Source organism: Streptomyces sp. 8N706 (assembly GCF_052245415.1).
In the GTDB taxonomy this organism is placed as follows: domain Bacteria; phylum Actinomycetota; class Actinomycetes; order Streptomycetales; family Streptomycetaceae; genus Streptomyces.
Map to the genome: position 1 here is coordinate 1 of NZ_JBQQBW010000111.1, position 20811 is coordinate 20811.

General features: G+C 69.6%; 24 protein-coding genes. 12 read left to right on the forward strand and 12 right to left on the reverse strand.

Translation table 11 applies throughout. From position 1 onward, the window contains the following. Window positions 1–246: 246 nt before the first annotated feature. The 7 genes from ccsB to hemL all read right to left on the reverse strand — a co-directional run bounded on the left by ccsB (window position 247) and on the right by hemL (window position 8133). Window positions 247–1332, reverse strand: a complete 1086-nt coding sequence (gene ccsB / locus ACTWQE_RS28360; RefSeq protein WP_443331916.1) for a c-type cytochrome biogenesis protein CcsB — start codon at window positions 1330–1332, stop codon at window positions 247–249. Next, window positions 1329–3260, reverse strand: coding sequence for a cytochrome c biogenesis protein ResB (resB, locus tag ACTWQE_RS28365; protein ID WP_443331917.1), 1932 nt, complete (start codon window positions 3258–3260; stop codon window positions 1329–1331). Before resB ends, ccsB begins: the two co-directional genes overlap by 4 nt. Before the next feature lie 3 nt (window positions 3261–3263). Continuing rightward, window positions 3264–4025, reverse strand: a complete 762-nt coding sequence (locus ACTWQE_RS28370; protein WP_443331937.1) for a cytochrome c biogenesis CcdA family protein — start codon at window positions 4023–4025, stop codon at window positions 3264–3266. A 10-nt stretch (window positions 4026–4035) separates the two neighbouring features. Continuing rightward, window positions 4036–4653: a TlpA family protein disulfide reductase gene (locus tag ACTWQE_RS28375; protein ID WP_443331918.1), complete on the reverse strand. Its 618-nt coding sequence runs from the start codon at window positions 4651–4653 to the stop codon at window positions 4036–4038. A gap of 112 nt (window positions 4654–4765) precedes the next feature. After that, on the reverse strand, window positions 4766–5989 hold the full coding sequence (locus ACTWQE_RS28380; protein WP_443331919.1) for a hypothetical protein: 1224 nt from the start codon (window positions 5987–5989) through the stop codon (window positions 4766–4768). A gap of 105 nt (window positions 5990–6094) precedes the next feature. Beyond that, window positions 6095–6820: a histidine phosphatase family protein gene (locus ACTWQE_RS28385; RefSeq protein ID WP_443331920.1), complete on the reverse strand. Its 726-nt coding sequence runs from the start codon at window positions 6818–6820 to the stop codon at window positions 6095–6097. Further along, entirely contained in the window at window positions 6817–8133 is a 1317-nt protein-coding gene (gene hemL, locus ACTWQE_RS28390) for a glutamate-1-semialdehyde 2,1-aminomutase (protein WP_443331921.1), read from the reverse strand. Before hemL ends, ACTWQE_RS28385 begins: the two co-directional genes overlap by 4 nt. Before the next feature lie 116 nt (window positions 8134–8249). Between hemL and ACTWQE_RS28395 the strand changes: the two genes are divergently transcribed. After that, a complete protein-coding gene (locus ACTWQE_RS28395; RefSeq protein ID WP_443331938.1) occupies window positions 8250–8804 on the forward strand; it encodes a hypothetical protein in 555 nt (184 codons plus the stop codon). A gap of 196 nt (window positions 8805–9000) precedes the next feature. Here ACTWQE_RS28395 and ACTWQE_RS28400 read toward each other — a convergent pair whose 3' ends face one another. Then, a complete protein-coding gene (locus ACTWQE_RS28400; protein WP_443331922.1) occupies window positions 9001–9522 on the reverse strand; it encodes a DUF5994 family protein in 522 nt (173 codons plus the stop codon). A 285-nt stretch (window positions 9523–9807) separates the two neighbouring features. Here ACTWQE_RS28400 and ACTWQE_RS28405 point away from each other — a divergent pair, with 285 nt between their 5' ends. The 6 genes from ACTWQE_RS28405 (at window position 9808) to ACTWQE_RS28430 (ending at window position 12076) form a co-directional block, all read left to right on the forward strand. Continuing rightward, entirely contained in the window at window positions 9808–10368 is a 561-nt protein-coding gene (locus ACTWQE_RS28405; RefSeq protein ID WP_443331923.1) for a DUF5994 family protein, read from the forward strand. Window positions 10369–10380: 12 nt separating this feature from the next. Further along, window positions 10381–10617, forward strand: a complete 237-nt coding sequence (locus tag ACTWQE_RS28410) for a hypothetical protein (RefSeq protein WP_443331924.1) — start codon at window positions 10381–10383, stop codon at window positions 10615–10617. A gap of 88 nt (window positions 10618–10705) precedes the next feature. Further along, a complete protein-coding gene (locus ACTWQE_RS28415) occupies window positions 10706–10966 on the forward strand; it encodes a hypothetical protein (RefSeq protein ID WP_443331939.1) in 261 nt (86 codons plus the stop codon). A 77-nt stretch (window positions 10967–11043) separates the two neighbouring features. Further along, window positions 11044–11316: a hypothetical protein gene (locus ACTWQE_RS28420; protein WP_443331925.1), complete on the forward strand. Its 273-nt coding sequence runs from the start codon at window positions 11044–11046 to the stop codon at window positions 11314–11316. A gap of 195 nt (window positions 11317–11511) precedes the next feature. Further along, window positions 11512–11868, forward strand: a complete 357-nt coding sequence (locus tag ACTWQE_RS28425; RefSeq protein ID WP_443331926.1) for a PRC-barrel domain-containing protein — start codon at window positions 11512–11514, stop codon at window positions 11866–11868. A 37-nt stretch (window positions 11869–11905) separates the two neighbouring features. Next, a complete protein-coding gene (locus ACTWQE_RS28430; RefSeq protein WP_443331927.1) occupies window positions 11906–12076 on the forward strand; it encodes a hypothetical protein in 171 nt (56 codons plus the stop codon). Window positions 12077–12607: 531 nt separating this feature from the next. On the opposite strand, the gene ACTWQE_RS28435 is transcribed toward ACTWQE_RS28430, so the two are convergent. Both ACTWQE_RS28435 and ACTWQE_RS28440 read right to left on the reverse strand, forming a co-directional pair. Then, window positions 12608–13066: a hypothetical protein gene (locus ACTWQE_RS28435; protein WP_443331928.1), complete on the reverse strand. Its 459-nt coding sequence runs from the start codon at window positions 13064–13066 to the stop codon at window positions 12608–12610. A 391-nt stretch (window positions 13067–13457) separates the two neighbouring features. Further along, a complete protein-coding gene (locus ACTWQE_RS28440) occupies window positions 13458–14666 on the reverse strand; it encodes a cytochrome P450 (protein WP_443331929.1) in 1209 nt (402 codons plus the stop codon). A 283-nt stretch (window positions 14667–14949) separates the two neighbouring features. On the opposite strand from ACTWQE_RS28440, the gene ACTWQE_RS28445 reads away from it, so the two are divergent. After that, window positions 14950–15285: a YnfA family protein gene (locus ACTWQE_RS28445; protein ID WP_443331930.1), complete on the forward strand. Its 336-nt coding sequence runs from the start codon at window positions 14950–14952 to the stop codon at window positions 15283–15285. Between the two features lie 153 nt (window positions 15286–15438). Here the strand turns inward: ACTWQE_RS28445 and ACTWQE_RS28450 are convergent, their stop codons facing one another. Further along, complete coding sequence (locus tag ACTWQE_RS28450) at window positions 15439–16113, reverse strand: hypothetical protein (RefSeq protein ID WP_443331931.1); 675 nt, start codon at window positions 16111–16113, stop codon at window positions 15439–15441. Between the two features lie 226 nt (window positions 16114–16339). Between ACTWQE_RS28450 and ACTWQE_RS28455 the strand changes: the two genes are divergently transcribed. Beyond that, complete coding sequence (locus tag ACTWQE_RS28455; protein WP_443331932.1) at window positions 16340–17095, forward strand: SDR family NAD(P)-dependent oxidoreductase; 756 nt, start codon at window positions 16340–16342, stop codon at window positions 17093–17095. Window positions 17096–17347: 252 nt separating this feature from the next. Here ACTWQE_RS28455 and ACTWQE_RS28460 read toward each other — a convergent pair whose 3' ends face one another. Further along, window positions 17348–18541, reverse strand: coding sequence for an RtcB family protein (locus ACTWQE_RS28460; protein ID WP_443331933.1), 1194 nt, complete (start codon window positions 18539–18541; stop codon window positions 17348–17350). 161 nt (window positions 18542–18702) lie between these two features. Between ACTWQE_RS28460 and ACTWQE_RS28465 the strand changes: the two genes are divergently transcribed. The 3 genes from ACTWQE_RS28465 to ACTWQE_RS28475 all read left to right on the forward strand — a co-directional run. Then, window positions 18703–19656, forward strand: a complete 954-nt coding sequence (locus ACTWQE_RS28465) for a hypothetical protein (protein ID WP_443331934.1) — start codon at window positions 18703–18705, stop codon at window positions 19654–19656. A 26-nt stretch (window positions 19657–19682) separates the two neighbouring features. After that, on the forward strand, window positions 19683–20507 hold the full coding sequence (locus tag ACTWQE_RS28470) for a DUF3558 domain-containing protein (protein ID WP_443331935.1): 825 nt from the start codon (window positions 19683–19685) through the stop codon (window positions 20505–20507). Between the two features lie 120 nt (window positions 20508–20627). After that, a partial coding sequence (locus ACTWQE_RS28475) for a DUF2637 domain-containing protein (protein WP_443331936.1) occupies window positions 20628–20811 on the forward strand: 184 nt, incomplete at its 3' end.

Sequence of the window (20811 nt, forward strand, 5' to 3'; positions counted from 1 at the left end):
GGGACCCCCCCGCCGCCGTCGTGTGACGCACGCGTTGTAGGGGCCGTGCGACGGGAGTACGAGCCGTACGGGCCGTGCGACGTCATCACGAACCGACGGGCCATGCGACGTCATCACGAACCGACGGGCCATGCGACGTCGTCACGAACCGTACGAGCCGTAGGTACCGTACGAGCCGTACGAGCCGCCGCCGGACGACTCGTCGCCGTCGGAGCGTCGCGTCGTCCGGGCGTCGTCGTCGGAGTGTCAGACCCCGGCGTAGGAGTGCTTGCCGGTGATGAAGATATTGACGCCGTAGTAGTTGAAGAGGTAGCACGCGAAGGCGATCAGGGCCAGGTAGGCGGCCTTGCGGCCCTTCCAGCCGGCGGTGGCACGAGCGTGCAGGTAGCAGGCGTAGGCGACCCAGGTGATGAAGGACCAGACCTCCTTGGGGTCCCAGCCCCAGTAGCGGCCCCAGGCGGCCTCGGCCCAGATCGCGCCCGCGATGATCGTGAAGGTCCACAGCGGGAAGACCGTCGCGTTGATGCGGTACGCGAACTTGTCGAGGCTGGCGGCCGACGGCAGTCGCTCCAGCACGGACGAGGCAAAGGCACCCGGCTGACGGCCCAGCGGGTCGGCGAGCTTGGCCTCGTAGCGGTCGCGGAAGAGGTAGAGCAGCGTGCCGACGAAACCCAGGTAGAGCACGGCGCCGGAGATGATCGCGCAGGAGACGTGGATCCACAGCCAGTACGAGTCCAGGGCGGGAACCAACTGGTCGCTCGCGGTGTACAAGACAGAGACGGCGAGACCGAGATCGAGGAGGACCGTCGTGACCAGCAGGAGCCCGAGCCAGCGCACGTTCTTCTTGAGCACGAGGAGGACGAGGTACGCCCCGACGGCCACCACCGAGAAGGTGATGGAGAACTCGTACATGTTGCCCCAGGGGGCGCGCTCCACGGAGAGGGCGCGGGTGAGCACGCCACCGAAGTGGATCAGAAAGGCGAGGACGGTGAGGGAGACCGCGATCCGTCCGTACAGATCGCCCTGCTCGCTCCCGCCTGCGGCTCCCGGGCCGTCGGGGACGTCGCGGCGGCCCGCGACGGACCGGGTGACGACCTTGGGGCGCTCCAGCACGGCCGTGCCGCCGTCCTTCCGGGCGGCCTGGACGGTGACGGCGGGAGCGGCTGCGGACTCGGTGAGCGCGGCGGCCGTGCGGGCGACCTTGCTACGGCTGCCGAACACCCATTCCGCCATATGCGCGATAAAGGCGAGGGTGTAGACGGCCATCGCCGAATAGATCAGCACATTGCTGATGTTGGCCATGTCCTCGTTGGCTGCGGTCGCGAGATTCACGCGCGCGCTCCTTCGGCGGGATCAGCAGAGTCGTTGTCTTCTGGGGGGTCTGTTGCGTGGGCTTCTTGATCAGTTTCTTGTTCGGCTTCTTCGCCGGGCTGAGCGTCGGATTGCGCGGCGGGTTCCGCGTCCGATTGCGGGGCCATGTCGTCCGGGTCGCCGTCCGGGTCGCCGTCCGCTTCTTCGTCCGCTTCTTCGGCTGCTTCTTCGCCCGGTTCCTGCTCCACGGCCACCGGCGCGTCCGGCTGGAGGGCCACAGCCAGGTCGGCCAATTCCTCGGGGAGCTTGGCGGACTCGCTGCGGCCGAGGCCGGCCATCTCGACGACCGTGGTGCCGTCGTCCCCACGGACCGCCCGCACCCACACCCGGCGGCGCTGGATGAAGAGCGAGCCCGCGAGGCCCGCCAGCGCGGCCACGGCGCCGCCGAGCGCCACCCCGTTGGCGGGCTGGTGGGAGATCTGGAAGCTGGCCCAGGTCTTCACGCCGTCGAACTTCAGCGAGCCGGCGCCGTTCGGGAGGGTCAGGGTCTCCCCCGGGCGCAGAGCCTTGCGGAGGAAGTCACCGCTCTTGTCCTTGAACTGCTTCATCTTCCGCGTCTCGAGCTGGTAGACGTTCTGCGGCAGCCCGGAGTCGATGCCAAGACTGCCGTGGAAGGCGTTCAGCGACAGCACCGGATAGTCCAGCGCGGGGAAGGAGGAGTGCGGGCCGCGCACCGCGTCGAGCGCATAGGTCGGAGTGAACCGGCCCTGGAAACCGAGTTGGTCCTTCTTGCCGTCCTTGTCCCGGTAGTCCGGAACCTTGATCACGCCGACGGAGCTGAGGTTGCCGTCCTGGGGGAGGAAGGCGACCGGGCCCTGGTAGGCGATGTCGTCCTGCCCGTCCCGGACGGTGACGACCGGTGCGTAGCCGTGTTCGAGGAGGTAGACCTTGTTACCCGCGACGTCGAGGGGCTTGTTCACCTCGATGGCCGAACTGCGCTCCTTGCCGTCCGGGCCTTCCCAGTAGGCGACGTGGGCGCGGAAGGTGCGGGGGGTGCCCTTCTGGGGGCCCGTGCGTTCGTAGGTGGCGTCGAAGCTGTTCAGCGAGAAGCCGAAGGGAGCGAGGGTGTCGGAGTCGAAGAGACTGCCGGACTTGAAGTCGTCGTACTGCGTGAGGGTGTTGGAGAAGCCGTCGCCCTCGACGATCAGCTTGCCGCCCTCGGACTTCCACAACTGCCCCACGGCGAAGGCGACGAGCATCACGATCAGCGCGATATGGAAGACGAGGTTGCCGGTCTCCCGCAGATAACCCTTCTCGGCGGCGACGGCGTCACCGGTCGTGTGCGCACGGAAGCGGCGCTGCCGCACCATCCGATGAGCCGCGGCGAGCACCTTCTCCGGCTCGGCGTCCGTACGCCAGGTCGTGTAGGCGGGCAGCCGGGTCAGCCGGCGCGGGGCGGCCGGAGGGCGGCCGCGGAGCTGGCCGACGAACTGCCAGCTGCGCGGGATGATGCAGCCGATCAGCGAGACGAACAGCAGGATGTAGACCGCCGAGAACCACACCGAGCTGTAGACGTGGAACAGCCCGAGCTTCTCGTAGAGGGGACCGAGCGTCTCATGGGCGGCCTTGAAGCTCTGGACCTTGACGGGGTCGACGCTCGCCTGCGGCACCAGCGAGCCGGGGATGGAGGCCAGGGACAGCAGGAAGAGCAGGATCAGCGCGACCCTCATGGAGGTGAGTTGCCGCCAGAACCAGCGGCCCCAGCCGATGACCTCGCGGCCGGACCAGCCGAGCCAGCCGAGCACACCCGGTCGGCGCGCTCCGCCGAACGACCCGGGCACGGCCTGCCCGGGCTGTTCCTCGACCGGCGCTGTCGACAGCTGGGAGCCGGCCTCGGCGAGGCCGGTCTCCTCCGCGGCCTCGGCGGCGGCGTTGTCCGTTGTGCTCATGGATCAGATTCCCAGCGTGAAGTTGTTCGTCCAGACCTGCATACCGGCGATCATGCGCTCCCAGACACCCGTGACGAGCAGGGTGCCGACCGCGACCAGCATCAGGCCGCCGATCCGCATCACCCAGACGTAGTGCTGCTTGACCCAGCCGAAGGCGCCGAGGGCCCGGCGGAAGGCGACCGCGGCCAGTATGAAGGGCACGCCGAGGCCCAGGCAGTACGCGGTGGTGAGGAGCGCCCCGCGGCCCGCGCTCGCCTCGTTGAACGCCAGCGCGTTGACCGCGGCGAGCGTGGGGCCGAGGCACGGGGTCCAGCCGATACCGAACAGCACGCCCAGCATCGGCGCTCCCAGCAGCCCCACCGCGGGCCTTTTATGGAAGCGCAACTCGCGCTGGGTGAAGCCGCCGAGCACCCCCATGAAGATCAGACCCATGAGGATGGTGAGGGCTCCCAGCACCTTGGAGATGGTCTCCTTGTGCGCCTCCAGTGTCAGGCCGAAGTTGCCGAACAGGGCGCCACCGGAGACGAAGACGGCCGTGAAGCCGAGGACGAACAGCGACGCCCCCGCGGCCATCCTGCCCCGCCGCGCCTCGGCCAGATCGGTGCCGCTGACACCGGTGACATACGAGAGATAGCCCGGCACGAGCGGCAGCACGCACGGGGAGAAGAAGGAGACGAGTCCGCCGAGGAGGGCGACGGGCACCGCGAGCAGGAGTGCGCCCGTCATCACGGTCCCGTTCGGATCTGTCGCGGCGGCGGCGAGCACGCTCACGTGATCACTTCTCCGCGATCAGCGGTGCGAGGGCCTTGCGCAGCTCTTCCTCACCCAGCGGCTTGAGGGCCCGTGCCGCGATCCTGCCGTCCCGGTCGACGATGACCGTGGACGGAATCGCCTTCGGGTTGAGGCTTCCGGCGGGGAAGCGCAGCATCAGCTTCCCCATCGGGTCGTAGAGACTCGGGTAGGGGACGTCGAATTCCTTCTCGAACTTCTCCGCCGGCGGCTTGTTGGGGTCGCGGGTGTTGATCCCGGCGAATTCCACGCCGTCCGCCTTGGTGTCGTTGGCCACCTTCACCAGGTGCGGCATCTCGAGCCGGCACGGCGAGCACCACGAGCCCCACACATTGACGACGAGGATCTTGCCCTTGTAGTCGGCGAGGTCGAGCTTCTTGCCGTCGAGGGTCGTGCCGGAGATCCCGGGGAGCGGCTGACGGTCGGCCTTCTTCACCCGGTCGATGCCACCGGTGCCGGGGACGAACTTCGTTCCGGCGGAGCCACCGGCCGTACCGCCGTCGGCGCAGGCGGTCAGTGCGAGGGTGGCGGCCGCCGCGCCGACCGCCAGCAGGGCGGTACGGCGGCGGGTCGTGCGGCGTCGGGGGGCGCGGCAGGCACTCATGTGAAAAGTTTCGCATGGCGCTTCCGGGGAATTTCCGCACCCCCCTCAACCCACCCGAAACCCCCTGCCAGGGGCAGTCCGGGCCGCTCGAACGGCGGAAGGATACGGCTGCTCAGACGGCGGAGAGGTATGACTTCCAGCCACCCGCCGGGCGCTCGCCGACGCCGAGCCCGCGGAGCTTGTTCAGCACCTTGGGGTCCTGGGCGTCCAGCCAGTCCACGTACTGACGGAAGGAGACGAGCCGTACGTCCGTCCGCTTCCCGTCGGCGATGTACTTGATGGCGTCCTCGACGGCGTTCATATAGATGCCGCCGTTCCATTTCTCGAAGTGGTTACCGATGAAGAAGGGGGCGCGGTTGGTCTCGTAGGGGCGCCGGAAGCCGGCGATCAGCGCCTCACGGGCCTGCTTCTCCCAGGCCGGGTATTTCGCGGGGTCGCTCTGCGTCGCGTTCTGCGACTGGTTGGCGAGCATGTTGTAGTCCATCGACAGGACTTCGAAACTGCGGCCGGGGAAAGGTATCTGCTGGAGCGGTAGGTCCCATATGCCCTGTTTTTTCTCCGGCCAGACCTGACGGCCGCCGGGCGAGCTCGCGTCGTACCGCCAGCCGAGCATCCGGGCCGTCGGCAGCAGGTTGCCCTGTCCGAGGAGGCAGGGGGTGCGGCCGCCGACCAGTTCCTTCCGGTAGTCGAAGGGCAGCGGGTCGAGGTCCTTGAAGCCGGTGTTCGTCCGCCACCTGGTGACGAAGGACACAGCCTGGTCCGCCTCGGACTGCCACTGGGCGGGCGTCCAGTTCTCTACGGAGCCGGAACCCCCGCAGAAGTGGCCGTTGAAGTGCGTGCCTATCTCATGGCCTTCCAGCCAGGCCAGACGGATGTTCTCCAGCGTCACCCGTATGTGCTCATCGGTGAGGTATCCGATGTCCGAGGCCCCGGTGGGGTTGTTCGGCGGCCGGTAGAGGTTCTTCTTCGACTCGGGCAGCAGATAGAGCCCGGAGAGGAAGAAGGTCATGGCGGCGCCGTGATCCCTGGCGACCTTGCGGAAGCGGGGGAAGAGGCCGTCCCCGACCTCGCCCGCGCCGTCCCAGGAGAAAACGACGAACTGCGGCGGGGTCTGGCCGGGTTCGAGCCGCTCCGGCTCGGGCTGATGGGGCTGCGGCCCGGTGTCGGCCGTCGATCCGTCACCGATCAGCTTTTTCTTGGCGCGATCGTTACCGCCCCGGCCCCCGTCGGAGCCGGGCCACCCCTTGCCCGGCTCCGTGCCGCAGCCCCCGACTCCGAGTGCCGCCGCCGCGCCCAGTCCCATCCCCAGCAGCCCCCGCCGACTGATGTCGTGCATTGCCGTCCCCCATCCGCACGTGCCACCACCGTGCCCGTCCTCACACAAACGGACATGGGGTAAGAGGGGGTGACGAAGACGGGGGTTCCGGTAACTGGCTTGAAGTTATGCCCCGAAACCCTTGGCGCCCTTGACCGATCCCCTGCCCAAGCGGCGCTGGGCGCCCGGGAGAAGATGCGCCGGGACGAGATCCCGGGCGGGCTCGCTGTAGCCGACCGCGACGAGCCGGTCCCCCTGGAAGGTGAACGACGTCAGACTCGCGAGCGAGCACTGGCGCCGACGGGGGTCGTGCCACAGCCGGCGCCGCTCCGCGAAGCTGCGCACGATCCAGATGGGCAGCTGGTGGCTGACCGCCACCGCCTCGTGCCCGCGGGCGGCATCGCGCGCCGCGGCGAGCGCCGCCATCATCCGTACGACCTGCTCGATGTAGGGCTCGCCCCACGAGGGGCGGAAGGGATTGGTGAGGTGACGCCAGTTGCCCGGGCGCCTGAGCGCGCCGTCACCGACCCCGAAGGCCTTGCCCTCGAAGACATTGCCCGCCTCGATCAACCGCTCATCGGTGGCGAGATCCAGGGAGTGGGACTTGGCGATCGGCGTGGCCGTCTCCTGCGCCCGCTCCAGCGGGGAGGAGACGACGTACCGGATGTCCCGCTCGGCAAGGTGCTCGGCGACCCGGTCCGCCATCTGCCGCCCCAGGTCGGAGAGGTGGTAGCCGGGCCGGCGCCCGTAGAGCACACCGTCGGGGTTGTGCACCTCGCCGTGGCGCACCAGGTGCACGACCGTACTGCTCTGATCGTTGGGGGCACTCGCGTTGGTCATGTCATCCATCATGCTGAGGCCTCGGCGGCGGCCCGCGCCGCGGTCGGCAGAGCGGCCGCGATCCGCTCGATCGCGGCGGTGTCGTGGGCCGTCGAGACGAACCAGGACTCGAAGGCGGACGGCGGAAGGTAAACGCCCTGGGCGAGCATGGCGTGGAAGAACGGGGAGAAACGGTACGCCTGCTGGGCCTTGGCCGTGTCGTAGTCGGTGACCTCATCGTCGGTGAAGAAGACGGAGAACATGTTCCCGGCGGTCTGCAGCCGGTGTGTGACCCCCTCCTTGGTGAGCGCATCGGTCACCAGGGCGCGCACCTCCGCGGAGACCGCGTCCACCCGTTCGTACGCCGCGTCGTCGAGGAGCCGCAGCTGCGCGAGCCCGGCGGCGGTGGCGACCGGATTCCCGGAGAGGGTTCCCGCCTGGTAGACGGGGCCGAACGGGGCGAGGTGCGCCATGACGTCGCCGCGCCCGCCGAAGGCCGCGGCGGGGAAGCCGCCGCCCATGACCTTGCCGAAGGTCATCAGGTCCGGCTCGACGCCGTCGATCCCGTACCAGCCGGACTTCGAGACCCGGAAGCCCGTCATGACCTCGTCGGAGATGTAGAGCGCACCGCTCTCCTCGCACAGCGACTTCAGCCCGGCGTTGAAGCCCGGCAGCGGCGGCACGACGCCCATGTTGCCCGGCGACGCCTCGGTGATCACACAGGCGATCTCGCCCGGGTACCGCGCGAAGGCATGCCGTACGGCGTCCAGGTCGTTGTACGGCAGCACGATCGTGTCGCCGGCCTGCGCACCGGTGACCCCCGGGGTGTCCGGCAGTCCGAAGGTCGCCACACCCGACCCCGCCGCGGCGAGCAGCGCGTCCACATGCCCGTGGTAGCAGCCGGCGAACTTGATCACCTTCGCGCGGCCGGTGAAGCCGCGGGCGAGACGGATGGCCGACATGGTGGCCTCGGTACCGGAGGACACCAGCCGCACCTGTTCCACCGGCCCGACCCGGGCGACGATCTCCTCGGCGAGTGCCACCTCGCCCTCGCCGGGCGTACCGAAGGAGGTACCCCGGGCCACTGCGGCCTGTACCGCCTCGATAACGGCGGGGTGACCATGGCCGAGAATCATCGGTCCCCAGGAGCACACGAGGTCGACATACTCGCGACCGTCGGCATCGGTCAGGTACGGACCGGTACCGGACACCATGAAACGGGGCGTACCGCCGACAGCGCGGAACGCGCGGACGGGAGAATTCACGCCACCGGGCGTCACGACGGCCGCGCGGTCGAACAGCGTCTGCGAAACTGGTGCATCGTACGAGTAAGTCACGCAAGCCATGGTGTCAGAGCCCGGCGGGGATGCGAGCCCGGGCGTTTCACCGCCCGTCGGCGGGGGAGGTCTCTGACACGATGATCGGGTTGCGCGGCGGTGTCCGCGAGTGGTCGGGTGGAGATATGCAGCGCGGTGGCGGACTGGGCGAGGGGACCGATGACCTGGGCCCCGAGCGCGCTCAGAGGGGGCGGCACCGGCGCGAGGGCGAAGCGCGAAGTGGTGGGAGCAGGGGTGGCCGAGTGGGGGTGACCTACAAATATTTCGGCGCGCCGGACGGAGCGACCGCGGCCAGGGTCCCCATCTCCATGCGCCCGGAGGAGCTCGGTGGGGACGAGCTCGGCATGGGGGGCATGTTCACCAAGATCAAGCCCGAGACGATGGCGGCGATGGTCCTCACGGGCATCCAGGGCATACCGCTGAACAAGGTGCCGCCGCTCGAGCTGGTCGTGCTGCACCCGGACTACGCGGTGGTCAAGCTCCCGATGACGGTCGTCGACCCGCTGCGGGGCGTGGGCGAGGAGTCCGTCGGCGCGGCGGCCTTCATATGGTCCACGGTCCCGGACCGGGGCGGACCGCGGGACGCGTTCAACGTCTACCAGCTGCTGCACGAGTGGCAGGACTTCTCGCACCGGCTGCACGAGGCGGGGCACGAGCCGTACTGCCTGGTCTGGCCCTGACCTGGTTGACGGGGATTCCGGGCGGGCCTGTCCGGTGCGCTACAGCCTGCTGAGGGACACAGCCGTCAGGCCGCCGAAGCACATTGAGCGCATATGCCGGGAGCTTGCAGCTCGGTCGGTTCCCGTCGGCCGCCGCCAGGGAGGACCACATCGCCCATCCGGCTGGGAAGGCGGCGGCGTACCCCTGACGGCTTCCTCACCGATCGCGGCGTTCCTGGCCCGTCCGAGGCTCTTCAGCGGGAATCGGGCGCGCTGGATCGGTACTCGTCTCGATGAGGATCTGTTCGGCCTGGGTGACGTTGTCGGCCCGGACAGCCCTGGCCATCGCGGCGCGTGCCGCGTCAGGCGTCGCATGCGGTGGGACCACCAAGAAGGAGAAAAGGTCCCGGTCGCCGCGGGTGATGAGGACGGTGTCGTCACCGACGGGGAAGGAGTCGATGTGCACGACCCGGTCGTCGATGATCAGACGTGTCGGCAGCTCCTCCCAGGCACTGGCGTCCAGGCCGACGCGCGTCACGGGGCCGAGATGCTCGGTCAGTGCGGCGATCAGGCTGGGCAGTTCGGCGCCGATGTCACGGGACCGCGGCCACCACGCGCCGTCGAGGACCCCTTCGCGGGCGTGTGTCGTCTCCAGCCTCAGCAGAGCGGTGCCGGGCTTCACGGCCTGGTGGACGGCGTCCGGCAGAAGCTTGGGGACAGGGGGGTCGGAGTCGGCCATGGTGTGTGCGCCCGTCTGCGGAGGGCAGTGCGTCCGCCGAGAGAAGTGACCTCGTCTTTTCACGGTACTCCGCGTGCCGATACGGGGGCGCGCCGATGCGGGGGCATGCCGCCGCATCGGTTCGAACCCGCAAAATACCTGGTCAGCCCCCGCACCTTGGGCCGTCAACCGGAGTAGGGTGAAAGCACCGGGAGTACTTCGCACACCGGCTCCCATGCTGGTGTCGTTCTCGGCGAGCGACAACACCGGGACGGTCGGAGCCGAGCCCCGAGACAGGTCCGCGCCATGACCGCGACGATCGAACGTACAACCATCAATGAGCGCGTACCCTCGCCACCCGTCCGCGTGTCCCTGACGCCGATGGGTTCGGTTCCAGGTCTCCTGGACGGTGCCTGGTGGCCGCGCTCGCGCGATCTCTCTCGTGAACTTCCCGCCCTCACAGACATGTTGGACACCCGTTGGGGCCGGATCACGCGCGTCACGGTGAACCCGGCCCACTGGCCCGTGATCCCGCGCAAGGTGCCGGTGACCGGGCACACGGTGCACGTGGGCTGGTTCACCGACGAGCAGGACCCGAACAAGCTGATCCTCTTCTCCTACACCTCGGGCCGCTGGGACCTGTTGGTGATCCCGCCGGAGACAGCTGCGGCTGCCGCTGCCCGGCTGATGTCCGCCGCAGCCGCCCCGGGGGGCCTCCTCACCGCCAGTGGTCTGATGGGCGAGGAGGACTCGGCCCGCGAAGCAACAGAGACGCGAGGCCAGGAAGAGGAGTGGGAGACCGACGGCGGAGTCGGCTCGGAGGCAGGGAACCCGGTCGGCCTCCTGACCTCCGCCCGAGGGAAGTAGGGAAGTGAGGACATGGACATCGTCATCATCGTGGCCACGCTCATCGCCATGATCATCGTGGGCAGGTTCCTGATCCACCGGCTCAACGCGCAGCACGACGCAAGGATCGCGGCCTTCCCCTACAGCGACGCCCTGCCGGGAGTCGGCCGACGGAGCCGGAAGAGCCGACGACCGGCCGGGCCCGCCGGACCACCCGGATCACCCCTCGTCACCACCCACCGCGAGCACCGCGACGGAGGCGGCGTATGACTCCGGCGTGTTCCCCGACCGGCGGCGGTGGGTGTGGCGCGACGGCGTCACACCCACCGACACGACGTCCTTGATGAGCGAGGTCACCATGAAGCCACTGGAAGTACCCTCGTCCGGGCATGCCGAGGTGCGTATCGTCGCCGCGTCCCCCGAGGCTGCCCGCCAGGTCGCAGAGGTTCTCCGCCGTTGCTTCGCCGCCACCGAACAGCGCAGCTATCCCACCGACGATGGAGGCGGAACGCGCCTCCACCTCACCGTGGACACCACGCGTGTCGCAGAGCCCGCGCAGTCCTGGCTCGTCACCAGTCAATCCTCCGAGGAGAACCGTACGCAGACGGACGAAGTCTGAAGCGAGGCCCCTCATCGGGGCGGCGACCCCGGTCTCATGGGGTTCACGTCCATGCCCGGCACGAATGGGCGGCAACCATGGCAACACTGCACGAGCGGAAGCACTACCGCGAGGCGATCATGAAGGCCCTGTACGAGGCCACGGAAGGCAATCGTCTCCTGGGCGTCACCGGGGCGAAGCTGCGGGACGACCTCCGGGTCCCTGAGCAGGATCTCGCCGCCGCCTGCGCATATCTGTTGGGCGAGGGGCTCATCACCGTCGACTGGGCACAGGGCAATACGCCCGCGATGGTCACGATGACGCACCAGGGGATCCGGCTCATGGAAGCCGAAGAGGAAGCACGGGGCTGAGGTGACGCGGGGGCCGGTTCCGGGCACCGGTGGGCTACATTGCCGTTAAACTCCGCTATGTCGGAAAAGTGCCTGAGGCGTAGCATGATGAGTGGGCCGGTGCACTCTCACGTGCAACGACCCGGAAGGGGCGGCCCCGGTGTCTGTACACCGGGGCCGTTGTGGGCACCGTCGTTGCGCCGCAAGGAGCGATGCATGATCCATCCAGCCGATATCCGCGAGTGGCGCGACCAGGACGTCGTCGACCCGAAGGGACACAAGATCGGCGCGCTGGAAGCGATCTACGTGGACACCGCTACCGACGAACCGGCCATGGCCACCGTCCGCACCGGCTTGCCCACCCGGCAACGTCTGGTCTTCGTCCCCCTCGAAGAGGCGATCCTGGGACCTCGCTATGTCAAGGTCGCTCACGCCAGGGGAGTGGTGAAGAAGGCCCCGGCCATCGGCACGGACGACATCTTGCCGGCCGAGCAGGAAGAAGCGATCTTCAAGCACTACGGCGTGGCCTACCAGCCGGGCGCCAACGGCGGACGACGACTCGCGCGCCGCTGACCGTCACGACTCCAGCCCCAGAGGGGGTGTTTCGCCCATGGCGCTCTTCCTGTTCCTGCTTCTCGTGGCCGTCGTCCTGGGAATCATCGGCGCGGTGGCCGAGGGGCTGTTCTATCTCCTGGTCATCGGCATCGTGCTCGTCGTGGCCGATGTGGCCTTCACGGCCGCGCGATGGTCCCGGCGCACGCGTCGACGCCCCCTCCGCTGAGACCGCCCGCAGCGTCGGCCCGTACCGGGGGTTCCGCGTTCACGTCAACAGCGCTGCGTGGGGGCCCATGGGACGGCCCCACGCGCACGCCCCGCGGAGCAAGGGCACGCCGGGCGCTGGTTGCCGTTCCCGTTGCCGTCACCTTCGTACAGCCCCGTTCGACGGCAGATCGGCAGGTCACTCCGCCGCAGGTCAGGGCCCCCTTGGTGCGCTCCGGGCGCCAGACGGGAAGGGGGAAAAGCGTGTCGGTTGCGGAGCCGGCCCTGACCGGGTGGCCCGCGCGCACACCGGAGCAGCGGCACGCGAGGAGCTTCACAGCCAGGAGCGGCCGTCCGCTCCCCAGGGATGACAGGCAGGCGCCGATGACAGCGGCAGGGGCACCCCTTCTCTGCGGGGTGCCCCTCATTAATATCGCTGCCGGTGCAATGTCTGCCGCTGCCATGCCTGCCGCTGCTATGCCTGCCGCTGCTACGTCTGCCGGTGATATGTCTGCCGGTGATATGTCGTCGTCCCGAGTGCCGCCGCGGCGGATCACGCCTGGCCCTTTACGCGGCGGCGGACGGCCACGGCGCCCCCGCCGGCCGCCAGCGCGACGAGCGCGGCGCCGCCCACGAACTCGCGGTTGCCGAACCCGCCGATGCTCCCGCCCTCACCGGCGCGCGAGCCCCCGGTGGGGCCGACGCTCAGCCAGTCGAAGAACTTCCTGCCGTCACCGCACCGGAGAAGGACCTTGTTCCTGCCCTTGGCGTCCCGGTGGACCTTCGCCTCACCGGCCAGCTGGTCGCCGCTGGCCCGGAGCCGGACCGTCCCGAAGGCGGCCGAGTAGGCACTCGCCCCCTTGCGGGGGTCGCATTTCTTGTCGTCAGTGATCCGAACAGTCTGCCCCGGGCGCTCCCAGTGCGGGTTGATCGTGGCCGTGGCGGCGGGGGCGGCCAGACCGACGAGCGCGGTAGCCGCGACCGCGGTGGCGAAAACACGAGCTGGTCGCATGGACTCCTCCTGTGCCGGCCGTGGCGCCTGTGGCCACCCTGGGGGTTTCCGGCACATTCCGATGCAAAGCGAGGAGCCTTCGTTCCGCGACGTGAGCGCCACGCCGAACTCACCCTGATGCAGCATCAATTCTGTGGCGGCCGGAGGAGTTGTCGCAGCACTTACGGCGTGTCGCCGGGATTCGCCCTTCACCCGGCGCGAGCGCGCCCGCATGGGTGAGCCCCGCACGCCCGGCCCACGGCGTACGTCCCCGTGGGCCGAGCCGTCCGGCCACCACGTCGTACGTTGCGGGCTCGTGCCCGTCGCTCCGCCGCGTAACGGCAACGCCGGCCGTCGCGTACGTCCCCGTGAGCCGAGCCGTCCGGCCCGCGGTGCCGGCATCGGGCCGCCGTCACCAGGCGACGGGGAGCACATGCGGGTAGCGCCAGAGCGAGCCGCTCTCCCACTGCAGCTGCCCGGGCGACGCGGCCAGCCGGAGTCCGGGGAAGCGGTCGAGGAGCGTGCCGATGGCGACCTGGAGCTCCATCCGGGCCAGCTCCGCTCCCACGCAGTGGTGGGCGCCCCAGCCGAAGGCCATATGCGCCCGTGCCTCCCGGTCGAGGTCGAGCTCGTCCGGCCGCTCGAAGACGCTGCCGTCGCGGTTGGCGGTGAGATACGAGACATGGACCGGCTCGCCCGCCCGGATCATCACCCCACCGACCTCCACATCCTCGGTGGCCACCCTCGGGATACCACCGACGCCGCGCCGGTACGGGATGTACCGCAGCAGCTCCTCGATGCTGCGCGGCAGCATCTCCGGCCGCGCCCGCAGCGCGGCAAGCTGCTCGGGGTGGGTCAGCAGGGTGTAGACGATGTTGCTGATCTGGTAGCTGCTGGTGTCGTGCCCCGTGACGAGGAGGACCATCCCCATGGCGGCCAGCTCGTGGTCGTCGAGGGCGTCCTCGCCGTCCCGCGCCATGGCCAGCATGCTGAGCAGGTCCTTCCCGGGGGCGCGGCGCCGCCGGGCCGTCAGCTCGGTGAAGTACGCCCGCAGTTCGGCCTGCGACTGGGTCGCCGCCTCCCGGTCCGGTGCCACCGTCGCCATCATGGCCACCGCGCAGCGCCGCAACTGGGGACGGTCCTCCTCCGGGATGGCCAGCAGCTCGCAGATGGCCCACAGCGGGAGCCGCGCCGCCAGGTGCTGTACGAGGTCGGCGGGGGATCCGTGCTCGGCCATCTCGTCGAGCAGCACGTCCACGATGCGCTGGATCGTGGGCCGCGTCCGCTCCAGGTATGCGCTGCCGAAGCCCTGGTCCAGCAGTCTGCGCAGCCGGGTGTGGGCGGGCGGGTCCATCAGGTTGATCGATTCGGCCTGTCCGATCGCGTCAGGGGTCATCCGGGGCAGATCGCGTCCGATGCCCGCCGCCCGGCTGAACCGCGGGTCGGTCACGACCGTACGGACGTCCTCGTAGCGGGTCACGAGCCAGGCCTCCCCCTCCCCGTGGGGGAGGCGGATCCGGGCGATGGGCGCCTCGTCGAGCATCTGCTTGAGCAGGGGGTCGAAGTCGAGGGCGGCGGTCGGTGGGAACGGGCAGCTCCAAACGGAGGCGGGGGCAGTCACTCGGGTGCTCCATTCATCAGGGAGCGCGACCCGGCGGTGCCCTCCGCCACTCATCTCGGATTCTCCGTCGGTGCCCCGCGCCTCCCCCGGCCATGTCCGCCCCAGGGACAATTCACCCGCGGAGTGGACGGGCCCGGAGTCCGGTGGCCGCGCGGCCCCGCCCCGTGGGAGTTCCCGCTCCAGGGTGGTCGCCGCCGAGATGCGGCCGACCGCCACGCTGCCCTTCCGGCGCCCCCCGTACGCAAGCAGCCCGTAGGCAAGCGGCCGTACGTAATCTGCCGTCATGCTCATCGCCCGCTCCATCGCGCTCTTCGCCCTCGCCGCTCTCCTCGAGATCGGCGGCGCCTGGCTGGTCTGGCAGGGGGTGCGGGAACACCGTGGCTCGGCCTGGACCGGAGCGGGGGTCCTCGCCCTGGGGGCGTACGGCTTTGTCGCCACGCTCCAGCCCGACGCCGACTTCGGCCGCATCCTCGCGGCGTACGGCGGGGTGTTCGTCGCGGGGTCCCTGGCCTGGGGGATGGTCGCGGACGGCTACCGGCCGGACCGGTACGACGTGACGGGAGCGCTCGTCTGCCTCGCGGGGGTCGCTGTGATCATGTACGCCCCGCGAGGCAGCTGAGCACCGCCGCGGCGATCAGCGGGGGTGGTCCCCCAGCGGACCGGTGCCGCAACCGACCGGCAGGACCGGTGCCGCACCCGACCGGCACGGCGGATCAGCGGCGCGGTGGGCAGAGGTCACCGGTGGACGGACACCGGTGGCGTCGTCCCCCCGTCACCGGCTCCGCTGGAACGTCCTTCCCTCGTGCTTGCCGCTGGAGCAGGACGCCTTCTCCGCGGCGCTCATTTCGCGGGTCTTGACGATCACCGCGTTGCTCTTGCCGTCCGTGCCGTTCGGCGCGGGGCCGGTGATGGTATCCGGGACGAACCAGTAGTAATGACCCCACTGTCGGTCCTCGTAGTGCGTCTGCCAGGTGCCCGAGACGGTCTGCATCACCTGCGCACGCGAGATCCAGCCCACCTCGCCCGGCTTCACGGTCATGTTCAGGGAGCTGGTCTCGGCGTGCGTGCTCGACCAGGTGTGGCTGTAGGTCGCGGTCACGCTGAGGTCGATGAGCCCCGCGATAGTGCCGCCCGCGGTGACGGAACCGCCCGCCGAGTCCGTGGAGCCCACGGTGTCCGTCCAGCCCATCGACTGCGTGGCGGCCGAAGTGCTGCAGTTGTAGAGCGAATTGGACACCTGGTGGAAGTCGCCGAGGTACGCCTCGCCGAGCACCGGCTCGTTGAAGCCGCACTTGCCCTTGCCGGAGTCGCAGTCGGCTATGAGCTGCTCCCGGGTGGGCTCATCGGCGGACGCGGCGGGCAGTGCCGTCGCCACCACCATTCCGAGAGCCGCCGCCGACAACACCGACAGCCGGCCTCCGTACCGCATCGCGCGGTTCCTCGCCATGTTCGTACCTTTCGCCTTGCCTGGGGGATCGGTGATGCCCATGAGTCGGAAATCACCGCCTGTTGTGAGGGAGACTGCTGTAAACGTGATGTTCACAACACCAAGGGATGGCAAAGTTGTGTTGAGGACGAAACAGATCTTCCGGCCGGAACGAACGGAGCGGCGAAGGCAGTTGGCAGCCGCATATGCTGCCCACGGACGCTGTCGCCACGCCTGAGGAGCCTCCATGACCACCCGTACCGCCGTCGTCACCGGCGCGAGCAGCGGCATCGGGGCCGCGACCGCGCGCCGGCTCGCCGAAGCGGGCTATCACGTGGTCCTCACCGCCCGCCGCCAGGACCGCATCACGTCCCTCGCCGCCGCATTGACGGCCGCCGGCCACCAGGCTCTCGCCTACGCCCTCGATGTCACCGACCGCGCCGCCGTCGACGCCTTCGCCGCCACTCTCGGCCGCTGCGACGTCCTGATCAACAACGCGGGCGGCGCACTCGGCACCGATCCTGTCGCGTCCGCGGACCCGCAGGACTGGCGTGCGATGTTCGAGGTGAACGTCCTGGGCGTCCTCAACGTCACCCAGGCCCTGCTCCCCGCCCTCACCGCCTCGGGCGACGGCACGGTGGTCGTCCTCTCCTCCACGGCCGGACTGGCGACCTACGAAGGCGGCGGCGGGTATGTCGCCGCCAAGCACGGCGCCCATGTCATCGCCGAGACGCTGCGTCTGGAGCTGAACGGGCAGCCGGTGCGCATCGTCGAGATCGCGCCCGGCATGGTGAAGACCGAGGAGTTCGCGGTCACCCGCTTCCGGGGCGACGAGGAGAAGGCGGCGGCCGTCTACGCGGGAGTGGCCGAGCCGCTGACGGCCGAGGACGTGGCGGACACGATCAGTTGGGCGGTCACCCGCCCCTCCCACGTCAACGTCGACCTCCTGGTGGTCCGGCCCCGCGCCCAGGCCTCCAACTACAAGGTCCACCGGGAGCGGTAGGCCGTCCTGCTGTCGCGCGAGACCGGCACCCCGCACCCCTGGGCCGCGCAGTGAGCGGCGCATAGCAAGCCGCGAGCGCGAGCCCGGGCCCTGAATCGCAAGCCATGAGCCGTGAGCCATAAGCCGTGAGCGCGCGCAGTGGCCAAAAGCCGTGAGCGGGGACGGTGAACCGAACGAGCCCAGCCGTCGAGGGGCTGCACAACACGGGTGCGGTGCCCAGCCCGGCACCGCACCCGTTTCCCTCTTACCTCGTCAACCCTTGACGCAGACGACCTGCTTGAGCTGAGCGACCACCTCGACCAGGTCCCGCTGCTGCTCGATGACCTGCTCGATCGGCTTGTACGCGCCCGGAATCTCGTCCACGACGCCCGCGTCCTTCCGGCACTCCACGCCGCGCGTCTGCTCCTCGAGATCCCGCGTCGAGAAGCGCCGCTTCGCCGCGTTACGGCTCATCCTCCGGCCCGCGCCGTGCGAGGCCGAGTTGAACGACGCTGCGTTCCCGAGTCCCTTCACGATGTACGAGCCCGTGCCCATCGAGCCCGGAATGATCCCGTACTCGCCCGCTCCGGCCCGGATCGCGCCCTTGCGGGTCACCAGCAGATCCATGCCCTCGTAGCGCTCCTCGGCCACATAGTTGTGGTGGCACGAGATCACCGGCTCGAAGGTGGGCTTCGCCTTCGTGAACTCCTTGCGGACGACGTCCTGGAACAGGCCCATCATGAGGGCGCGGTTGCGCTTCGCGTATTCCTGCGCCCAGAAGAGGTCGTGCCGGTACGCCGCCATCTGCGGGGTGTCCGCGATGAAGACGGCGAGGTCGCGGTCGACCAGCCCCTGGTTGTGCGGCAGCTTCTGCGCCTGTCCGATATGGAACTCGGCCAGTTCCTTGCCGATGTTGCGGGAGCCGGAGTGGAGCATCAGCCAGACAGAACCGAATGCATCGATGCAGAACTCCACAAAGTGGTTACCCGAACCCAGGGACCCCATCTGCTTCCTGGCCCGTTCCCGGCGGAACTTCACCGCGTCCGCCACTCCGTCGAACCGCGCCCAGAAGTCGTCCCACCCCGAGACCGGGAAGCCGTGCAGCCGTCCCGGGTCCACCGGCTCGTCGTGCATGCCCCGGCCGACCGGAATCGCCTGTTCGATCCTGGACCGCAGCCGGGACAGATCGCCCGGCAGGTCGTCGGCGGTCAGCGAGGTCTTCACCGCGCTCATGCCGCAGCCGATGTCCACACCCACGGCCGCCGGGCACACCGCACCCTGCATCGCGATCACCGAGCCGACCGTCGCGCCCTTGCCGTAGTGCACATCCGGCATGACGGCGAGGCCCTTGATCCACGGAAGAGTCGAGACGTTCCGCAGCTGCTGCATCGCACCGCCCTCGACCGTCGACGGGTCGGTCCACATCCGGATCGGCACCCGAGCGCCGGGCACTTCGGTGTATGCCATGACTTCCTCTTTCCCCCGAAAAGCTGAAAAACGCAAAAGCCGGACGTACCGCCGGATTCCCACCAAGGGAACGGCGAACGCGGCAGTGGGTGCGGTACACATTGTGTCCATCGGCCGTCGAACGGCGGCAAACAGTTTTCGTCGGGAAGGAGCCGGAGAGCGTGCAGCGAAGGGCGTACGTACCGGGTGCCGCGCTGGCAGCGGCCCTGCTCACGGCAGGGCTCACCGGCTGCAGCGGCGGCCCGGACGACGGCGGGGCCGAGGACGCCAAGCCCGGCGGCCCCACCACGACCGCCCCTGCCGCCCAGCCCGGCAGATACCGCACCCTTCCCGAGCCCTGCGGAGCCGTCGGCGCCGGCACGCTGCGCTCGCTGCTGCCCGGCATCGACAGCCTCGAGGCGGAGGAGCGGAAGAAGGCGTACGACGGCCAGGCCTCCATCACGTACGACACCGACCGTCGCGTCGGCTGTCGCTGGAAGGCCGAGACCGAGGCGGGCACCCGTCACCTCGCCATCGACTTCGAGCGTGTGGTCTCCTACGACCCGGCGGTCAGCGACGACGACCGCGCGCAGGAGCTGTACGACAAGAAGGCCGCCGCGGCCGACATCCCCGCCGTGGCGCCCAGCGGCGGCGCGGAAGAGGACGGGGAGGGGGCATCGGCCTCTGCCTCCGAGTCCGCCGCCGACCAAGCCGACCCGGCCGGCACCACCGGCCCGTCCGACGCGTCCGACCCGTCCGCCGACGCTTCCGCCGATCCGTCCGGCAGGACCGGTGAGGGCGACGAGACAGGTGAAGCGGGCAGGGCAGGCAAAACGGGTGGCGAGCCGGGCGCGGACAGCTCCGAGAGCCCGTCCACGGACGCCGGCGCCGACCCCGACACGGCGCCCCGCCCCCTGGACGACCTCGCCGACATCGCGTACCTCGACGACCGCCTGGCCACCGCCGACTCCGGTGTCCACCGCGACATCGAAGTGGTCTTCCGCGTGTCGAACGTCATCGTCACGGTCCAGTACGACCAGTGGTCGGCCCTCCAGGCCGACCTGCCCGAGAGCCAGGACCTCCAGAGCAAGGCCCAGCGCCTCGCCGAGGAACTGGTCGGGCGCATCAGCGAATAGCCCCACCACCGATGAGTGAAGGAATCATGCCCAGAACAGCCCCGCCGCTCGCCCGCCTCCTCGCCTGCGCAGCCGTCATACCGGCGATGCTGGTCGCCGGCTGCTCCCTGGACTCCGGCTCCGACGCGAAGAACTCGGACTCCGGCGGCGCGTCGAAGTCCGCCAAGCCCAGTGCCTCCCCGACAGTGGCGGCCGCGAAGTACGGCAAGCTGCCCCAGCCCTGCGAGACCATCGCCAAGAAGACGGTCGAGAAGCTCGTCCCCAAGGCGAAGAGCCCGGGCGGTACGACGGGTAAGTCCGCCGACACCGACGCCCGCGGCACCTGCTCCTGGAACGGCCTCGACGGCTTCCAGTACCGCTGGCTCGACGTCTCCCTCCAGCGCTTCGACTCCGACCCGACCCTCGGCAGCGGTGAGAGCCGCGCCAAGGACGCGTACGCCAAGCAGGCCGGCCGCGTGAAGTCGGTCTCGGACACCAAGGGCGTCAAGGGCCTCAGGACCGGCACGGCGCCCGGGGTCGGCGACGAGGCGACGACCGTGCGCTACGACCTGAAGAAGGACGGCGACGGCTTCAAGAACCAGACCCTCCTGGTGCGTTCGGCCAATGTCGTCATCACCCTCAACTACAACGGCGCGGGGTACGAGACCGGCAAGACGCCGAAGGCCGAAGACCTGCTGAAGGACGCGCAGGGTGCGGCCAAGGAAGTCGTCGCGGCCGTGGCCGATGCCAACACGGCGGGCGGCAAGGGCGGCACATCCGACAAGACGGACAATCCGTCCGGCAAGGCCTCCGACGCATCCGGAAAGCCCGCCGAGGAGTCCGGCACGACCGGCGGCAAGGCCGACAACTAAGCCGCACAACCCCCCAAACGGCAGCGTGCGTCCGGGCCCCGCGCCGGGCCCGGGCGCCGCGGCGCGTACACGTGTGCCAGGCTGTGCGCGCCAGATGCCGAGAGTTGGAGGGGATCGCGGGTGGCCGCGATGAAGCTGACACGCACACACCGAATACTGATCGGCGTGGTCGTCGCGGGAGCGGTCTTGATCGCGGCGATCGGCTTCGCCGGTTCGTACTCCGCGGTGCGCGACCTCGCCGAGAAGAAGGGCTTCGGCGCCTTCTCCGCCGTCTTCCCCATCGGTATCGACGCGGGAATCGTCG